The sequence below is a fragment of the Pseudocoprococcus catus genome (assembly GCF_019734885.1).
Classification (GTDB): Bacteria; Bacillota; Clostridia; order Lachnospirales; family Lachnospiraceae; genus Coprococcus_A; species Coprococcus_A catus.
This window is the reverse complement of the sequence record NZ_JAAXCM010000023.1, coordinates 93,817-111,188: the sequence shown is the minus strand read 5'-3', so window position 1 is coordinate 111,188 and position 17,372 is coordinate 93,817. Positions and strand designations below refer to the sequence as shown.

At 37.7% G+C, this 17,372-nt stretch carries 16 protein-coding genes; all 16 read left to right on the top strand.

Annotated elements, in window-relative coordinates; translation table 11 throughout:
• Positions 1-114 precede the first annotated feature (114 nt).
• Positions 115-1,920: a hypothetical protein gene (locus HED67_RS05960; protein ID WP_021740614.1), complete on the top strand. Its 1,806-nt coding sequence runs from the start codon at positions 115-117 to the stop codon at positions 1,918-1,920.
• Positions 1,917-4,001, top strand: a complete 2,085-nt coding sequence (locus HED67_RS05955) for a VWA domain-containing protein (RefSeq protein ID WP_021740615.1) — start codon at positions 1,917-1,919, stop codon at positions 3,999-4,001. The genes HED67_RS05960 and HED67_RS05955 overlap by 4 nt, the downstream gene beginning before the upstream one ends.
• 50 nt (positions 4,002-4,051) lie before the next feature.
• A complete protein-coding gene (locus HED67_RS05950) occupies positions 4,052-4,468 on the top strand; it encodes a hypothetical protein (protein WP_021740616.1) in 417 nt (138 codons plus the stop codon).
• A 12-nt stretch (positions 4,469-4,480) separates the two neighbouring features.
• Positions 4,481-5,734: a hypothetical protein gene (locus tag HED67_RS05945; protein ID WP_021740617.1), complete on the top strand. Its 1,254-nt coding sequence runs from the start codon at positions 4,481-4,483 to the stop codon at positions 5,732-5,734.
• Positions 5,735-5,792: 58 nt separating this feature from the next.
• On the top strand, positions 5,793-7,958 hold the full coding sequence (locus HED67_RS05940) for a hypothetical protein (protein WP_044964829.1): 2,166 nt from the start codon (positions 5,793-5,795) through the stop codon (positions 7,956-7,958).
• Positions 7,921-10,353, top strand: a complete 2,433-nt coding sequence (locus tag HED67_RS05935; protein WP_147487312.1) for a hypothetical protein — start codon at positions 7,921-7,923, stop codon at positions 10,351-10,353. Before HED67_RS05940 ends, HED67_RS05935 begins: the two co-directional genes overlap by 38 nt.
• An 85-nt stretch (positions 10,354-10,438) precedes the next feature.
• Positions 10,439-11,359 (top strand): Rpn family recombination-promoting nuclease/putative transposase, encoded by a 921-nt coding sequence (locus HED67_RS17005; RefSeq protein ID WP_021740620.1) that lies wholly within the window; start codon positions 10,439-10,441, stop codon positions 11,357-11,359.
• 97 nt (positions 11,360-11,456) lie between these two features.
• On the top strand, positions 11,457-11,627 hold the full coding sequence (locus HED67_RS05925) for a hypothetical protein (protein WP_021740621.1): 171 nt from the start codon (positions 11,457-11,459) through the stop codon (positions 11,625-11,627).
• Positions 11,624-11,815 (top strand): hypothetical protein, encoded by a 192-nt coding sequence (locus HED67_RS05920; protein WP_021740622.1) that lies wholly within the window; start codon positions 11,624-11,626, stop codon positions 11,813-11,815. The genes HED67_RS05925 and HED67_RS05920 overlap by 4 nt, the downstream gene beginning before the upstream one ends.
• Before the next feature lie 33 nt (positions 11,816-11,848).
• Positions 11,849-12,817, top strand: coding sequence for a hypothetical protein (locus HED67_RS05915; RefSeq protein ID WP_021740623.1), 969 nt, complete (start codon positions 11,849-11,851; stop codon positions 12,815-12,817).
• Between the two features lie 27 nt (positions 12,818-12,844).
• Positions 12,845-13,159, top strand: coding sequence for an LPD28 domain-containing protein (locus HED67_RS05910; protein ID WP_021740624.1), 315 nt, complete (start codon positions 12,845-12,847; stop codon positions 13,157-13,159).
• Between the two features lie 341 nt (positions 13,160-13,500).
• Complete coding sequence (locus tag HED67_RS05905; RefSeq protein ID WP_021740625.1) at positions 13,501-14,547, top strand: DNA methyltransferase; 1,047 nt, start codon at positions 13,501-13,503, stop codon at positions 14,545-14,547.
• 13 nt (positions 14,548-14,560) lie between these two features.
• Positions 14,561-14,803, top strand: coding sequence for a hypothetical protein (locus HED67_RS05900; protein WP_021740626.1), 243 nt, complete (start codon positions 14,561-14,563; stop codon positions 14,801-14,803).
• A gap of 4 nt (positions 14,804-14,807) precedes the next feature.
• A complete protein-coding gene (locus HED67_RS05895) occupies positions 14,808-15,173 on the top strand; it encodes a hypothetical protein (RefSeq protein ID WP_021740627.1) in 366 nt (121 codons plus the stop codon).
• 165 nt (positions 15,174-15,338) lie between these two features.
• A complete protein-coding gene (locus tag HED67_RS05890; protein WP_021740629.1) occupies positions 15,339-16,820 on the top strand; it encodes a phosphoadenosine phosphosulfate reductase family protein in 1,482 nt (493 codons plus the stop codon).
• A gap of 18 nt (positions 16,821-16,838) precedes the next feature.
• Positions 16,839-17,225 carry a hypothetical protein gene (locus tag HED67_RS05885; protein ID WP_044964833.1) on the top strand — a complete coding sequence of 129 codons (387 nt, stop codon included), beginning with the start codon at positions 16,839-16,841 and terminating at the stop codon, positions 17,223-17,225.
• Positions 17,226-17,372: the final 147 nt, after the last annotated feature.

Here is a 17,372-nt window from a genome sequence, read left to right as displayed (position 1 = left end):
CAATAAAATATAGGAATAAGTTTAAGACAAGGTATAGAAAGACAAATACCTTGTCTTTTTTTGCGTGTAGGAAGGAGGAACATACCTAAAAATTGCAGACAGAAAGGAGAGAAAATGGCAGAGATAAAATTATTTGACACATGGACATTTCAGGAAGAAATGCCGGAACCATTCAGCCGGTTTTTACAAAAAGAAGGATTACGAAAAACCACTACCATGGTGGAATGTCTTTCCCAGTATAATCAGGGAAGACAGGCAACACTGCATCCCCCTACATTGAGGGCAATGCTCAATATTGCAGGGATTTATTTGAAACAAATAGAAGGAGCTCTTGGGTTTCAAAAAGGAAATTATGATTTGTTAAATTTCTATTGCATGGAATATGTAAAAGGAAAACGACGCTACGCATTGGTTTATAATCCGATCAGTGCAAAGATACGTGGTGTCTGTAAAACAGAGAAGCAAACATATGCAGCTCTGGATTCCGTTGAAAGAAACATCAGTGATGGAGAGGAGCTTTTGGCAATGCTTATTTATGTCAGTCTGGAAAAGAAAGAAGCATTATATAACCTGGAGTTTGCTCAGAATTTTATTTTATTCATGCAGCAGATGAAAGAAGGATGGAAAAATGCAAAACTTGCATTAAAAGCAGCTTTTCTTTGTTGTGATAACCTGTACCGGAGAGTCGAAAATGTACAGGATTTCAGCAATGAAGGAATTCCGTTGGAGAAAAGCCAGCTTGGAAAGAATGGTATGGAACAACTTTCCACACTTGCAATCGAAAGTGAACTGTATGCACCAAACGATGCGATAAAAGGTACATTTCGGATTTTTGGAGAAACGAAGAAAGTAAGAGAATGGACGTTAAAAGAATTACAGAAAATTTACAGACAGCACTGGCAGGTTTCTAAAGATTATCAAGACCGTATTCCACGGCTTCCAGAGGATATGAAAGTTGGGGAATATGCGCAGGATATCCTTTCTGCAATTGTAGAGTCTCCTTTCCGGAAATTTATGATCACCGGAAATGCAGGAACAGGAAAGACAACAGACGCACAGATGATTGCCCAGATTTTAGGAGTGCCTTATTTTGCTTTGAACTGTGGACCGGAAACCGATGAAAGTACACTGGTGGCAGGGATTTATCCAAATTTCAGGAAAAAGACCGAAGATAGCATGAAGTTTCCTTCTTTACAGGAATTTGTTACAGATCCGATGCAGGTATTAGAAGAAGTAGCCCATACAAGAAAAGAAGGGATTACCAAAAGCGAAGCCTTTCGGGAACTGTTAGATGCAGTGTATCAGTCCGGTTACCAGAAAGCAAAAAATGAAGGGGATTTTGTAATGCAGGAATCGGAAATCATAAAAGGCTGCCGAATGCCTTCAGTGATTGAAATTATGGAGGCTTCCCTTATTGTAGAGCCGGGGACACTTGGAAAACTTAACCGGTTATTAGATGACTCCAGGAAACTGGACCTTCTGTACGGGGAAGTCGTAGAACGACATCCAAATGCAATTATCATCATCACTACCAATCTGAATTATGTTGCAAATAGGGAATTTGATTTTTCCGTGGTATCCAGAATGAATAAGGTACAGCATCGCAAAGATTTAACAGAACAGCAGTTGGCAGAACGTGCAATGTTTCGGACAGGCTGCAAAGATATGGAAGTTTTAAAACAGATGGCAAAGGTAATGAAACGACTGGATGCAGTCGTAAAAGAAGAATTTGGAAAAGCCGGACTTTGCGGCTACCGGGAATATGAAAACTGGGTATATGAATATATGCGCACCCAAAATCTTGTAAAGGCTGCAGAAGATACGGTATTATCCAAGCTTGCATCCGATGAAGAAGATAGGGATATGCTCCGGCAGGTATGTATGGAGATTTATGTAGAGCAAGGGAAGGGATCTGTATGAGAAGTAAAGAAATAGGAAATAGCAGCCAGACAGAGAAGCGCTTGCTGCGGGATATGGAAGTATTTTCTTCTCCTCAGTTTTTAAGGTTAGTGCAACGGATTGGAAAAGAAATTACAGATAAGCATGATGCACAGATCCGGTTTTATTCCGATGCAACGGATCACAGGGCCGGTTATTTTGAGGGGCGCTATATTTATATCAATACCATGAATATGCTTACACAAAGTTTTCCGACTTTGGATTTGAGAAGCAAAAGCCTGATAGGCGTGGAAGGACATGAATGCGGACATCAGAATTACAGCAGTATCTATCTGAGACGGAAATATATAGATGGAATTGCAAGTGGGATTTTATATCCAGCCTGGCCGCTGCCGGAGACGGAGCGAGAAACTGGATTTTTACAAAGTATGAAAGAGGGTTTTCAAAAGAAAGATGCGGTTCTATTAGGACTCTATCTGCAAACAGCCGGAAGGCTGCATGGATATCTGGAAGATGCCTTTATCGAAGAACAGATGTGCAGAAGGTTTCCAGGAAGTATCCGGCAGGGGATTTTGCAGAACCGTAAAAGGAATATGGAGCAGATTTCTAGTCTGAAAAGCCAGATTGTACAGAAGAAATCAAAGCTGAAGATTATGTTACTTCTGTTGGTGCAATATATGTTTACCCATAAGGTCAACACATGGGACGGAGAAGTTGCAGAATATATGGAACTGCTTAGAAACTGTATTCCGGTTCTTTTGAAAACGACTGTTGATATGGGGGAAAGCGCAAGGTATCTTGCAACAAACCAGATTTTATTGAAGTTGTGGCCTTTGCTTTTAGAAGAAGCGGAAGGTATGGAAAGAAAAATAAAATCGACAGGAGAAAACAAAGAGAGCGTATTGAAACAGGCTTTTGATGAGTGGAAAAAAGATCTGCCACAATACTCGGAAGAACCTTTCTGCAGGGAAATCCGCATGGAGCGAAAGGAAGCTTCGGATGTTCTTTGGAATGGAGGAGAACTGAAACGTACTTTTTCAGAAGAAATGCAATCCATTCAAATGGAAAGAGAAAGTGTAGTAAAAGAGAAGGAAAGGCTGACAGAAGGAAAGACAGAGCCTTTGCTTTCTGAATTGGAGCAAGAAACTGTAAAGACAATTGATATTGGAAGAGAACTGCACAATATTTGTCTGGAATTAAAAAGAGAAGCAAGGGAAAAGGGATATGAGGAATGGATGCGGGAGCGTTTGAAAGAGATTTTAGAAAATACGGAGTTTACACCTGTGAACCGGGAAATTAAAAAGCGTGTTTTCCGAAAAGAAGTCATTTCACAAACCGCATATCAAAAATATAGAATTTTTCAACCGCAGATAAAACATACTTTAATGAAAATGAAGCAGGATTTACTACCGGTTTTAAAAAGGAAGAAAACCCATATTTTACGTTACCAGTATATAGGAAAAAGATTGGATATGGCACATCTTTGGAATCCTGAAAAAAGAATTTTTCAGACCAAAATTCCTTCTCAAAACATGGATACAGCGATTGGATTTTTATTGGATCAGTCTGGTTCCATTGACAGGAAACGGTGGGAAACCTCTGTGCTGACAGCCCTTTGTGTGGTGGAATTTGCACAGGTATTTGGGATACCGGTATGTGTGAACGGACACTGCACAGGGAGAGAGCATATAGGCAGGAAACGAGAGGAAATTGTGTGTTTGCATTCCTATTTAGAGTTTGGTGAGAAAGAGGAAGGCAAGTACCGGATTTTGGATATGGAGACAGGCGGAGCCAACAGAGATGGGGCGGCTCTTCTTTACATGGCAGAAAAAATGGTAAAAAGAAAGGAAAAGATGAAAATCCTGATTTTTTTCTGTGATGGACTTCCAAATGCACAAGGCTATGGCGGAAAAGTAGCAAGGGAAGATTTACAGAAGGTACAAAGGCAGCTGAAGCAGAAACAGATTACTTTGTTTGTGGCAGCGATTGGAAGGGATCAGGAGGATATTCAAAATATTTACGGGAATGCCTGTATCAATGCGGAGAATCTGGAACAGCTTCCGCATCAGATTGTAAAGAAACTTTTAGAATACATGGGATAGAGAAACAGGACAAGGGACTTTTTCAGGTCTCTTTTTTGATTGGAGGAATTATGGAGCAGAAAAAAGAATGGATTGAGGATTTCTGGCGTACAGGGTATGCAATCCGTCTGGGAAAAGACCAGTATTTTCAGGAAATCAGAAACAAACGTATTGTAACCGCAAAAATTTGGAAAGCCGCTTTCTTTCAAAGCTTAAGAGAAGCTGAGATATTTGCTCAAAAACATCTTTGGTATACGGGAATGGATCCGCAGATTTGCTACCGTGCTTGGGTACTGGTATCTATTGAAAGTGAAGAAGAACAGGAGTTGTTTTGGAATGGAAAGCAGTTTGTCCCGGAACTTGGGAAGGCAAAACTTTTTTCCAGTTCGCAGGAAATGCAGACTTATGTAAAACGTTTGGGACTATCCAGACAGACTTATCCGGAATTATTGCCGGTAGAGAAAAAACAGATGAAAAATGCAGCGTAAGGAGGAAACAGGATGGAAATTAAAAATTTAGCACAATTAAAACGGGTTATACAAGAGAAAAGAGAATTTATTATCAGAGTACACCGACAGGAAAAATTTTTAGGACAGAAGAGAATACCTAACGTGGTACAAAGTAATGGATTTTATTCTGTCATATCCGGACAGCCGGAGCATGAGGTCAGTTGTGCAAATCATGGAAAAGGAAGCTGGATTGATTTTGGGAAAGCAACTCAGTGGGAATTTCAGGAGGAGACATGCAGTATGTATTTGCCAGAAATGGAGCATATACCTGAAAACCTGATTTGGACGATTGAATTTTGCAAGGATAAAAAGAATATCCCACAAAAACTTTCCTGCTCCATTCTCTGTAATGCTTATTATCATGGGGAATTATTGCTGCCAGAAGCAATAAAAACCTTCCCGGAGGCACTGGAATACGCGAAGGACCATTTAGATGAAATTCCATTAGGAGAAATGAATTATATCGAAAACAGTGATGTACTCGATCAGGAGAATTGTGAGCTGGTAGCTGCCGATTCGGAAGAAATTCCAGAAGACAGCAGCAAAGAAAACGGTTTGAAAAGTTCCAAAGAGGAATGGTGGAGGATCATTGAAGGAATAAAAGAACATGAAAGTAGACTGGCAGAACAGGGAAGGACAGAAGATGCAGAAAAGATTGCCAGAGGTATGGACTTTTTCTATCCAAATGATGTTGTAACGGAGATTTTAAAAGATGGAGATGGAAGAATTTCTGGGATAAAAAGAGGAGAAATTTCTTTATCAGATGACGATTATTATTTAGCAGATACCCAGGAACCTTATTCCTTCCGTCAAGTTACTTGGGAGGATATTCTTGGAATAATGGAGGAATATTCCAAGAATGGTTATCTGCCTCCCATCTTTTCAAAGGGAACGGTTATCTGGCTTTCAGAAGAATATGAGAGCGATTCCAAAACATCAAGATTTTACTATCCGATGCAGCTGCCACCATGGAAAAGTCTGCAAATGATCCGAAAGTTGGATTGCTGGTATGCAGATACCGATTTGGATCGTAGGGAATATGCAGAAGAATATCAAAGGATTGTATCTGGAATTTTGCATGGTCTTGTGATTTTAAACCCGAAAAAACTCGCATTAGAAGAGGTGATTAAAGAATGGGAAGTGAATTTTACAGAACCCGAAAAAAGTGGGTATCGAGCAGCCTTTGATGAAATTCGTAAAGGTAAAATCCCAATTGTTCGGGACTGTAATTACATAACAGATTAACCACAAAAGAAAGAAATAAAGGGCTGTGCAAGACAGCCCTTTCCAGAAAGGAGAACAAATGGATATATTAAAAGAAAAAATAGATGCAAACAGTTTTCAGACTATGAAGCATATCATTTTCCTTACCTCAACAAAGAATGATAAGATACGGTATTTTGAAAAAGAAGAGGCAGATAAACGTTTTCTTCCAATAGGGAAAGAACAAAAGGAGGAAGACGCTTATACCTTTCAGTATCCGGGTGAGATGCTGGAGAGGTATGAAGAAAAGATAGGGGATACTGTTCAAATCCGCAGGGCACTGGCATTTGCCCTTGTAACTATGTCTGATTTTCATGAAGCACAAATGTATGTGGGAACACAATATGAAAACTTTCTGAAACGGATAGAACGAGAAGCGAAAACCGATATTTATCTGGCAGGGGCTATGTGTTTTTTAACTCCGTCTGAAAAGAAACAAAAGTTTTATTATGAACGGATTAAAAGTTATTCATACAAAGAACTTGCAGAATGTATGTGTATCCTGTTTTTATTCAAAGGGAAAAAAGAAATCTGGGAAATGCTAAAAGAAAATGTATGCTCTTTCTTTGAAAATGAAAGAGCAGTAAATATCTTCCAAAATGCTGAAATGTATATCTGGTTTTTCAGAACTTATGAAAAGGAAATTAAAAAAGAAAGAAAACAGATATTTTCGAGATTAAAACTTTTGGTGAAGATGCAGCATACCTACGTAAAAGAACGTTCAGATCTATTTCAGCAGATGCGAAAGGCAGGTTACCAAAAAGAAGAAATTTTTTATTTAAACCTGCGGATGCTGCAGGCTGCAAAGGAAGACAAGTTAGAAACAGTAAGCCAGATAACATGGGAGCGTGCTTCAGAAAGTTTTTGCATTTTTATATGTAACCAGGAAAAGGAATATTCGGAGGAGCTTTATCAGCTTTGCAGAGAACTAATACAAAAGCATCGTTCTTATGAAATCAAAATCGGCGGATATGATGGGATTTTAGGCGCCATGAAATGTCAGGTAACTGTTAAAAATTCCAAGATATATGCACTGCTTCATACTTATGCAGGAGAGCGACAGGCAAATCCTAGCTGGTTTTTTATTCCATCATGTAAAACACAGGCAAAGAAAATCTTTTCCCTGTTGGGGAAAAAGGATTTTGATAAAAAAATACGGGAGACTTTATATAATCAGTCTTTTACGGAACAGGAACTTCAGGAGTATCTGAAGATTTATCAGGAATTGACAGATGTAGATTATATTCAACAGATGCTGCAAGAAGAGAATTATCAAAATCATAAAATTTTTGAAACATTTGCAGAAAAGAATTTCTTAGATCCCCGACAGATTATAAAAGAATTGCTTACAAAGGGAGAAGGAAAAGCGATTTCTGAATGGGAAGAACCGGAAAAAAAGAAGTATGGCTATATTCTTTCCTATATCGAAGATTTGGATACGGATTTAAAATTTCAGACTGCAAAACTTCTTTTGGATAACCGATCCATGGAAGAAATCAGAAAAGAAGGAAAACGGAATTTCTTATGGAAGAGTGTCGGAATTCAGGAATTTTATTACAGACGGGAATATGATAAGATGAATTTTTTGAAACTTCATTTGCAACCAAACCAGGTCCTGCAGTTGTTTTTCTGGATAGAAGAATCTGTTTATCGGTTTCAGCCACAAAAATATTTTGCTTTTCTTTTAAAAGTCTTGGAAAAAGAGGAAAATCTTATTTGGCTTCCGAAAGAACAGGCACAGGAATTTTGGAAAAAACTAATGGAGCTTGGGATAGAAGAAGCTGGAAGTAAGAAATTTAGAATGCTATACATGGAGAAAGAGGAACGGGAGAAGTTTTATAAAGAACAGGAAGAAGCCGCAAAACAGAAAAAAGTGGCTGAACTGGAAAAGCAGACAAAAGAAGCATACCAGCATTTTTGGAAACTGCAGCAGGAGAAAACAGCAGAAGAGATTTTTTGGAAAATCGATTCACTTTTCTATTCTTATCAAAAAGAAGCCTATATAAAAGCAACGGTTCAGTTCCTAAAAAAATATTTAGAAAAAGTGGGGTGGAAATTACCAAAAGCAGCAATTTGGGAATATTTAAAACTGCTATTAAACTTAGGGAAAAAAGAAGGGATAGAGATTGCAACTATAAAAGAGTGGTTGATAAAAACGGAGGTAGAAGATGCTTACGACGGTGAAGGAACACATGGAAATTATTAAGGGGTTGGAAGGACTTGGCTGGCAGGAGATTTTAGGATTTTCAAATCAGCAGCTCCTTCTTTTTACAAAAGAAATTGATACAGAGAAAAAGAGAAGAATATTAAAACAGCTTCCAATCGAGTATGGAAAGAAATTGGTTGCCTATCCGAAAATTCTTTCAAAGATTATAAGTCTACTGGAAGCAGGAATTTCAGCCTATAGAATAGAAATGTTTATCGGCAGTGCCGATGAAAAACTATTTGACCGTTCCTATGAGGAATTGGAAGCAGCTTTGAAAACAGAAGCAATTTCGGACAGATACGTAGCTGTATATCTCCAATATTATTTTTCCAGCCATTTGTCCGAAAAAGAGTGCAGTACATTAAATGGAAATCTGGAGTTTCTCGAAACATATTGTGATAAAAAGCTACAAGATTTAAGCTTTTCAGAACGAATGTTTTTGAAAGAACCGATTTTTACAGGGGACTTTTTAGGAGAAGTGATTGGAGAAGAACACTTCTTTCAGGATTTAGGAAAAGTGAATGTATTGGAACTTTTGAAGTATTTGTCAAAGTTTCAACTGCCAATGTTAAGTAAAGAGGCATATAGGCAGATTATAAAAAATGCAGAAGAACTTTATCCGTTATTAAGAAAAATCGCAGACCGCTTGCATAAAGACGTGCTGTCTTGTTTTTTGACAAGGTGGCTGGAGAATGAACAGTTATTGTTTGATTTAAACAGATTTGTAAGACAAGGATGGATTTCGCAAGGGAATTTCTATACAAGAGCAGGGTATATACAGGAGGTTTACCGGTATGCCATAAAAGCGGTGGACCGATTGAAATATTATCAGGAGTCAGTACTTCTTTATGCAGTCAAACATCAGAAAAAACACTTTTTGAAGTTGTATGAAGAAAATACAGAACTGTTTCTTGAACTTCCATGGAATTCTATTTTATTTCAAAAAGCATTTTATGAGGAGTATGTCAATCTAAATACATTAAATTTTCAAAATTTAAAGGAATGCAGAAAAATAAAGGAATGTTCTGCTATAGAAAAGACAGATATGCTACAAAAAGAGTATACTTTTGCGGAAATAAAATTATTTGCTGTCTGTCCTGACAGAGCGTATATCCGTTTGTACCACAAACTAAATTATAGAAGGGTAGACGATCGGTTGAGAGTTATGCAGGAAGTGGTGAAAAAGAGACTCTTGGACAAGGTAACCAGCGAAGAAACGCTGGAAAGAGTTGCGGCTTTTTTATCCCACAAACCATTATCTAAGTGGGTGAAAGAAGAATTGGGAAATATTTCCGGCCTAGTAGGGATGGATATACTAGATTTGTTTCTTTCCTGGGAAGAAGTTGTACGTTTTCTTCCAGAAGTGAAAAATGGTTTCCAACTGCGGTATTTGATAGCAAATAAAGAAAAATTAAGTGGATACCCAAATTTTCAGTCTGTCTATGCTGAACTAGTAAAAAATGATCCTCACTGGGAATGGATGAAGAACACTTTTGCTTTCTCCGATTCGTTTATCAGAGAACATGAAGCAAATATCCAGACATTTCTGGAACAAGGCGGTTCTGAAATTTTGTATGAATTTTATAAAGGAGATACCGGACAGACAGAAATGTTGCGTAGATTGTTGGTCGCAGAGCTTATGGGGAAATTTAAAGACTTAAAATACCATGATGCAGATCTGGAAAAGGAACTTGCTTTTCCGATTTCAGAAAAACAGATGAAACTGTGGGCAGAAAATCTGCAACTTCAGAGAAAGGAATGGAAGATCTGGGAAGAAGACCGTTTTCTTCCGGTGATGCAGATTGGGGAGCTGCCGGATAAAACCTGTTTGAGTTACAAGACAGGAATGTATCGAAAGTGTCTGCTATCCTGCTTTGACAGTAATAAGAAAATTATATATATTTCTTATCAAGGTAAGATTGTCCTTAGGGCAATCCTTCGGCTTACAAAAGCATCTGAAGAAAAAATGGAAAGGGAGAACAAAGAATTTCAATTTGTAGATTTTACAAAGGATACGGGAAAGAAAGAGAAACCAGAGCAACTGGTTCTGTTTTTGGAAAAAGCCTATGTAAAAGGGATTTCAGACAGATTGGAACAGGAGATGTTTAAGCTTCTTTTTCGTATGGTAAAGGAAAAAGCAGGAAGACTCAGCATCTCATTGTTGATCAGTCGTGATTACTTTGGGAACATTCCAAGTGGATGGTTTCAAAAAGAGAGTAGATACATCTATATCTCGGCTACCAAAGGAAAAGAGCAGTATTTGGACTCCCTAGGTGGAAATCATGGAATTGCTTCTGAAGGAAAATACCTGCAAGCATCGGTCTTCCGTCCAATATCCCCGGAAAAGTGTGCTTATGAAAGAATGGAGGGAGAGGAATTCTCTGAAATATCATAGAAAATTCAATTTGTCAGGTCCTATGAAGTTTGATATAATAATCGTAACAAGAGAGTGACTGGTTGTAGAAAAGAGAGGAATTTACGTGGAACATACAAAAGCAGATATTATATTTAAAGATTTTTGGCGGAATAATGAACGGTTTGCCGATCTTTTCAATGTAGTTGTGTTTGGAGGAAAAGAGGTTATTAAGCCAGAGGCATTGCATGAAATGGATACGGATGTTTCCGGTGTCATTCAATTAAAAGATTATAAGGAAACGTTATCCAGAACAAGAGATGTCATTAAAAAGACCGCTTATGGAGTAGAATTTGTTGTTCTTGGAATTGAAAGCCAGCAGCATATTCATTATGCCATGCCGCTACGTCATATGGTGTATGATGCAATGAGTTACCTGAAGGAATATCAGGAAATTACACGCAAATATAAAAAAGATACCGGGAAAAAGACAGAAGATGAATTTTTATCAAAGATGAAAAAAGATGACCGGCTTCATCCGGTTATCACATTGACAGTGTATTATGGAGAAAAACAGTGGGACGGACCGTATTGTCTGAAAGATATGATTGTAGAAATGCCGGAAGAAATTGCCGCTATTTTCTCAGATTACAAAATGAACCTCTTGGAAGTACGGGATTCAGACCGATATGTGTTCAATAATACAGATGTTCAAAGTGTTTTTGAAATTACCAGGGAAATCTTTGCCGGCCATTTTGAAAAAATTCAGGAGAAGTATGGAAACAAGGAGATGGGTTCAGATCTATTAACAGTTGTCGGTCAGATGACAGGATCAAAGGAACTGATTCGTATGAGTAGAAATATGGAGGTAAACAGTATGTGTGAGGCATTAGAAAAGTTGAAAGAAGAAGGCGAACAAATGGGTAGAGAAAAAGAGCGAGAAGCAGTCATTCTTACAATGCTGCAGAATAATTATCCGATTTCTGAGATTTGTAAACTTTTGAATATCCCCGAAGAAGAGGTGTTAAAAATAAAAGATAGAAAATAATACCATTTTTCAGAACAAAAGGAATATTAGATTTACTGAAAGGCATCAAAAAAATTTTTGGTGTCTTTTTTGTACCCTAAAATGAAAGGAGAAAAAATTGAAGAAACTGATATGTAAAAAATGTGGAAACGAAGTTTTACCTGAAAAAGATAAAGCATTAAAAAAGGAATATCCATATTATTGCAGTTTTTGTGATGAGAACAAATATAGATTTGAGTGTATGAGAGTAGAAGAGAATAAAGCACAGAAAAGGAAGGAACTGATATGACAGATGAAGAAAGAGTATTATCCTGCCAGCGTGAGATCCGAAGACTTCGGAGTGTGGTCCGGGAGTATGAAGAAGAAAGAAGACTGTTTCTTGCATGGTTGGAAACGGAAAGCAAAATACCGTCTGAAAACCAGGCTGGATTGAATAGGGTGAAACAATATTTGGATACATATCTGTACCAAGATTAGAAAAATAATACGATTTAGGAGAAAGGAGAAAGTATGACAAAAGGATATTTTGTAATAGAGGGAAATGGAAAGATTAGAAAAGCTACTTATTTAGTGTCAGATGCATATCTGGACAATGGATATGGAGAACAGATTATCCGGGCATTTGCAGAAAAGCGAGAGCTGGAATTTTTGGAGCAAACATATCAAAAATTGGATCTGACTGATAAAAGAAATATACAATCATTACAACCAGAGTGGTATCGAAAAACAACTCATTCCAATAAAGGAGATATTTTTTCAGAATATGCTTATGTAGTTCGAAAAGAGAAATTGCGTGTGTATCACTATGGAAAATTGCTTTTTTGTCTGAAACGAGAAGATGCAGAAATATGGCTATACTTATTAGAAAATATGCAGCAATTGGTAGATTATTTTTTATATTCAGATGAACGATTGGAGTATCAGTGGGAAAAATATTTTTCCATGTTCCAATTTTTGCAGAAAAAAATAGAAGAAGGGTTCTGCCAGCAAGAGTTTCAGCAGTATATGCGGAAAGAAGGGAAAAATCTTGCTTTTTTCAGAGATGAACATCTGGTGGATGTATGGGATAGATATGATAGACCTGCGTATCAAAAAATATGGAAAAAAGGGAACCGGGAAATCTTATTTATTGTGACAAAGCAGGAGCGTATCTGGAGAGCATACATACAAGGTCCGTATAGTCGGATTGCAGTATTTCAACAATGTTCCAGTGAGAAAAAAATGTGTGACATGATACGATTAGAACTTAGAAAAGAAAGCCTTAAATTTGAACAGTATGCAAAGATAACTGCTTATGTTAGTAAAATAGCAAAAGAATTGTTCAGTCAGAAAATTAATTTAGAGGAGGTACAACAATACTTACAGGAAGAACAGCAAAGAACACCTTGGTATCTTTGTAAAGGTGCTCTTTCCATTAGTAATATTATAAATTACTTAAAAATGGATTTGCGAAATGAACAATATAGACGTAATAGGTAAAGACAGTAGAAAGAAGAGGGAAATAATATGGTGAGATATGATGCACGAAAAGAAACTTATGAAGAAATAGAGATTTTTGATACTCGGGCACTTTTTTCAGCAGGAAGAATTCAAAAAGATAGTCTCCCAGAAGGTTTTTATTGTTATGAAGTTCGTCATGATGATGAGTGTATAAGGATTCCGTGTGAATTAAGTTCTCATATTTTGGTAAACTTTTGGAGGACAGTAATATCTAGAGTTCCACTTATAAAGGAGAAAGAATGTAGGAGATATATAGAAGATGAAGACTGGGGGTATACTGGAAATGCAGAAATACAACTGGAATCGTGGATTGAGGCATAATACATAAAATAAAAATAGCAGTCAGGCTAACAGGATATAGTGTTATTTTGTTGACTTGACCACTATATTGTGTTACCATAAACTTGTAGTTCAGTTTTATTCTTCATAAAGAAGAATGGTAATTTTTTTCTGACCATAAGGTTAGAATGAAGTTTTGAAGTTTTGATACTTAATTAAAAAGCGCGTATATCAAAAGCATTCAGGAAGAAATTCTTTGAGTGCTTTTTTTATTGCCTTTTGGAAAGGAGAAGAAAGAAAAATAAAAAGCAGAGAGAACGATATGAAAATCAGAAGGGATTTTTGTATCGTTTTTTTGTATATGCAGAAAGGAGTGTGACAATGTGCAGGAAAGTGATTTACAGCGTGCAAGTAAAATTTTGCGCACAGAATTTGGTTCCGACTGGAAACAGATTGTACAGACGTTAGGAACAAGAGAGCTTACGCATTGCGTAGGACAAGACCTGACTTCTTTTATGGCATTTCCAGAACGGGCAGAAGGAGGCAGCAATCAGTGGAGAGGAAATTGTTCCCCGCAGGTTGTAGCGAAACTCATTCAGTTTGTAAAAAAATGCAGGCGATATGAAAAGAATAAGGATTTTTTATTTTTGGATCCCATGAGTGGTTCTGGGACCAGTCAAGATGTGGCAGAGGAATTGCATATTCCCTCTGTCTTATACGATTTAAACCCACATCCGCCAAAGGGGATTGGAAACTGGAATGCATTAAAGGATGAAGTTGCGCATAGTGCAGACCTGATTTTTTTCCACCCACCTTACCATGATATTATCCAGTATTCCGGAAATATGTGGGGCAGGCCGCATGAAGATGATTTGAGCAGATGTGAAAATTATGAAGATTATATTGAAAAACTGAACTATGTGATCAAAAAACTGTATTTCAGCCTAAGACAGAATGGGTATCTGGCAATTCTGGTAGGAGATATCCGGCAGAAAGGCGTCTTTCATTCTATTGCAGCAGATATGCTTCATATTGGAAATATGAAGTCCTGGATTGTTAAGGGGCAGTTTCATTGCACTTCCAGTAAGACACAGTATTCCGGAAAACCCTTTATTCCTATTGTGACGGAAACACTGGTGCTTTTTCAAAAAGAAGAAATTCTTCTTGTACCATTTTCAATTAGAAGGGAAGGAATATTCCAGATACAAGAACAGGACTCCATTGCACTGACGTGGTTTCATTTATTGCGGATGACACTGGAACAGTTAAATGGACATGCAACGTTAAAGCAGCTATATCAGGAATTAAGAGAGCACCCGAAAGCCAAAAAGAATAAAAATTATGAGGCGAGAATTCGGGCAACTTTATATGAACATGCCGATTGTTTTCTGCCTTTAGCAAGAGGAACGTTTCGGCTAAAATACCGATAGGAAAGAGGTGTGTATGAAAGATGAAACAATGGCAGGATATTATCAGCTGCTGATTGCAATCTTTTGTAATCTGAATGCAAGAGAAGCAAGATATCTTTATGATTATGGACCGGCTCACCCAGTCTGCAGAAGAATGATGTATAGAAAATTAAAGCATCAAAAACAAGGAGAATGTCTTTCAGAGGAAGAAATTTTAGAAAGGCTGGATCAGTTGGAAAAGAATGGATGTTTTTACAGAGAAAAGAAAGGAGCGTGAAAATATGCACCTTCATAAACTGACAGATCTTTTGTCATTTCATGAGGTGGCAGTTGGAGGAACCCTTCCCCAGACAGAGTATTATCGTGAAAAGCTGAAAAGACTGCATCCTATGCAGATGCTTTCGTCGAACATACTGCTGCCACTATATGAAATTTCTTTTTCTTATATGACAGTAAGGGGAAATTACAGGCAGGCGAAAAAATATGCTTTCCTGGCAGAGTACAGCGAAGTAGATTTTGAGGCAGAACTTTTATTAAAGGACTGGATTGCGGAACAGAATGCCAGAAAACCTTACCGCAAAATTTCCAATGTACAAATTCTGGAAATTCAAAAAATTGCGTATGGGATACTGGATATCCGGTCGTAAAAGTGTTCCACTTTTTCTTATCCTGAGAAATTCAGGTTGCTGCTTAGGAAAACCGGCCATTGCGGGCTTGTTTTTCGAAAGTGAAGGTCAGGCAGTGTAAAAAGACACACCTACAAGCATGGCTTTTCCGTTTAGAGCAAACTTTTTGTAAAGAACGGAGAAAAAATGGAACAGTTAAGTTTTTTTAGCATTGAAAAGAAAATCCAAAACGCCATAACCCTGTTAAAAATGTTTGAAGCAAAAGCCATAGAGATGCATCCGGAAGGATACTATTTATGTTTTAGCGGTGGGAAAGACAGTCAGGTAATTTATGAACTGGCAAAACAGGCAAAAGTAAAGTTTCAGGCTTATTATAATGTTACAACCGTAGATCCCCCGGAATTGGTCTATTTTATCCGAAAAATGTATCCTGCGGTTATTATCAATCAGCCTGATACAACCATGTGGGAACTGATTAGCCAAAAGCATTATCCGCCCACACGAAGAATGCGTTATTGCTGCTCTGAATTGAAAGAAAGAGGAGGAAAAGGACGGTTTGTAGTCACTGGTGTGCGTTGGGCAGAAAGCAGGAAACGAAGAAAAAGAGGATTTGCAGAAATACAAGGACCGTCTGAACCAAAGGTTATTTTAAACAGCGACAATGACGAAAAAAGAAGGCAGATAGAAAATTGCCAGATAAAAGGAAAACGGGTGTTAAATCCAATCTTGGATTGGACAGATGATGAGGTGTGGCAGTTTATCCATACACATATCCGAACTTATTGCAGCCTTTATGATGAGGGCTTTACAAGGATTGGCTGTATTGGGTGTCCACTGGCTTCCACCAAGCAGCGGGAGAAAGAACTGGCGCGCTATCCTATGTTTAAAAAGGCTTATTTAAAGGCGTTTGACCGAATGCTTTCTTACCATAAGGAAGGAACACATGGAAGTGCTACATGGAAAGATGCCGAAGATGTTTACAGGTGGTGGCTATATGGAAATCCCCCAAAAGAAATACAGGTTACTGGACAAATAGAATTATCCATCGAAAGGGAGTTGGGAAACATTGTGAAAGAAATAGAGAAAAAGAAACCAGAGCCTTCAAAAAAGTGGGAAGATGTTTTTCAAAAGAAACTGTATGACTGGAAAAAGATATACCAGTTTGGAACAGAAGAAAACCTAACCACAGACGGAGAAGTATTAAACCAAATCAGAAGGGAACTGGTGCAAGTCTATGAGAATTATTTTTCTGGTACAACTGCTTGTGACAGGTATAAAAAGAAAATTCCACAAGCTGTCAAAGATGATTATATGGCAGGAGAAGTAGAAATTTTTGAAACTGCGCAAAGGCTGGTAAAGAAATATAAGCAGAGCCAGCAGTTTCGATATGTGCTTGTGAAGCGCCCTCAAATCAGGGAAACAGACCGGAGAAAACTTCAAGTTGATCTTTTGGTCGGAAAAATTCAGAAATTAGAGGTTTGCGTAAAGAGAAAAGACATTCTTGGAATGCGTATCTTTTCAAAGGAAGACGAACTGGACAAAATGCTGGCGGAGGTTTATCAAAAAATAAAAGAACTTCCCAGAATAAATGAGGGTGTAGAAAGCGCCGGAAATAAGAAAAAATCCAGTTGGAAAAATCAGATGATATTAGAAGAATTTATTCGTTAATTGAAAGGAGGAAACAGGGTGACAGATCAAAAAATGATTGCAAGTATGGTAGGCGATTTTTATGGGGTTTATCTTGGAAAATCCATGTTGGGAATCCAGGGACTTCTAAAAAAATATCATAACCATAAATTTATTATTACCTTGATTTCTAATTTGGAAACAACGGTAGAAATTGATATGCATAAGGCGATGCATGAGATTTATGATTTCTATAAGAAACATAGAGGAAAAGGGCAGAGAGAGGACAGCGAATGGGAACAGATCATTGAAGAAGCCAGTAAGATTGGCAAAAAATATGAAGGAAATGCGTGGTGCAAGCAATTCCTGATCCAAATGATCAGCATTATTGAGGAAGAAGACACGGAAATCAGAGCAAAAAGAGAAGAATTAGAAAAAGCGGCATGATGGGAAGGGGAATCCCCCTTCCTGCTTTTATAGGAGGAAATAGGAATGCTTGGAAAAATGATAGAAAATACAAAAGATTTGAATATGGTTGCAGACCGTTTAAGAGCAAGAGGCGAAATTTCACGTTTGCAGGAGCTTTGTAAAGAA

Excerpts from the sequence above, each read along its gene's own strand:
- HED67_RS05960 (WP_021740614.1), top strand. The coding sequence starts at position 115 with ATGGCAGAGATAAAATTATTTGACACATGGACATTTCAGGAAGAAATG.
- HED67_RS05955 (WP_021740615.1), top strand. The coding sequence starts at position 1,917 with ATGAGAAGTAAAGAAATAGGAAATAGCAGCCAGACAGAGAAGCGCTTG.
- HED67_RS05950 (WP_021740616.1), top strand. The coding sequence starts at position 4,052 with ATGGAGCAGAAAAAAGAATGGATTGAGGATTTCTGGCGTACAGGGTAT.
- HED67_RS05945 (WP_021740617.1), top strand. The coding sequence starts at position 4,481 with ATGGAAATTAAAAATTTAGCACAATTAAAACGGGTTATACAAGAGAAA.
- HED67_RS05940 (WP_044964829.1), top strand. The coding sequence starts at position 5,793 with ATGGATATATTAAAAGAAAAAATAGATGCAAACAGTTTTCAGACTATG.
- HED67_RS05935 (WP_147487312.1), top strand. The coding sequence starts at position 7,921 with ATGCTTACGACGGTGAAGGAACACATGGAAATTATTAAGGGGTTGGAA.
- HED67_RS05920 (WP_021740622.1), top strand. The coding sequence starts at position 11,624 with ATGACAGATGAAGAAAGAGTATTATCCTGCCAGCGTGAGATCCGAAGA.
- HED67_RS05915 (WP_021740623.1), top strand. The coding sequence starts at position 11,849 with ATGACAAAAGGATATTTTGTAATAGAGGGAAATGGAAAGATTAGAAAA.
- HED67_RS05910 (WP_021740624.1), top strand. The coding sequence starts at position 12,845 with ATGGTGAGATATGATGCACGAAAAGAAACTTATGAAGAAATAGAGATT.
- HED67_RS05900 (WP_021740626.1), top strand. The coding sequence starts at position 14,561 with ATGAAAGATGAAACAATGGCAGGATATTATCAGCTGCTGATTGCAATC.
- HED67_RS05895 (WP_021740627.1), top strand. The coding sequence starts at position 14,808 with ATGCACCTTCATAAACTGACAGATCTTTTGTCATTTCATGAGGTGGCA.
- HED67_RS05890 (WP_021740629.1), top strand. The coding sequence starts at position 15,339 with ATGGAACAGTTAAGTTTTTTTAGCATTGAAAAGAAAATCCAAAACGCC.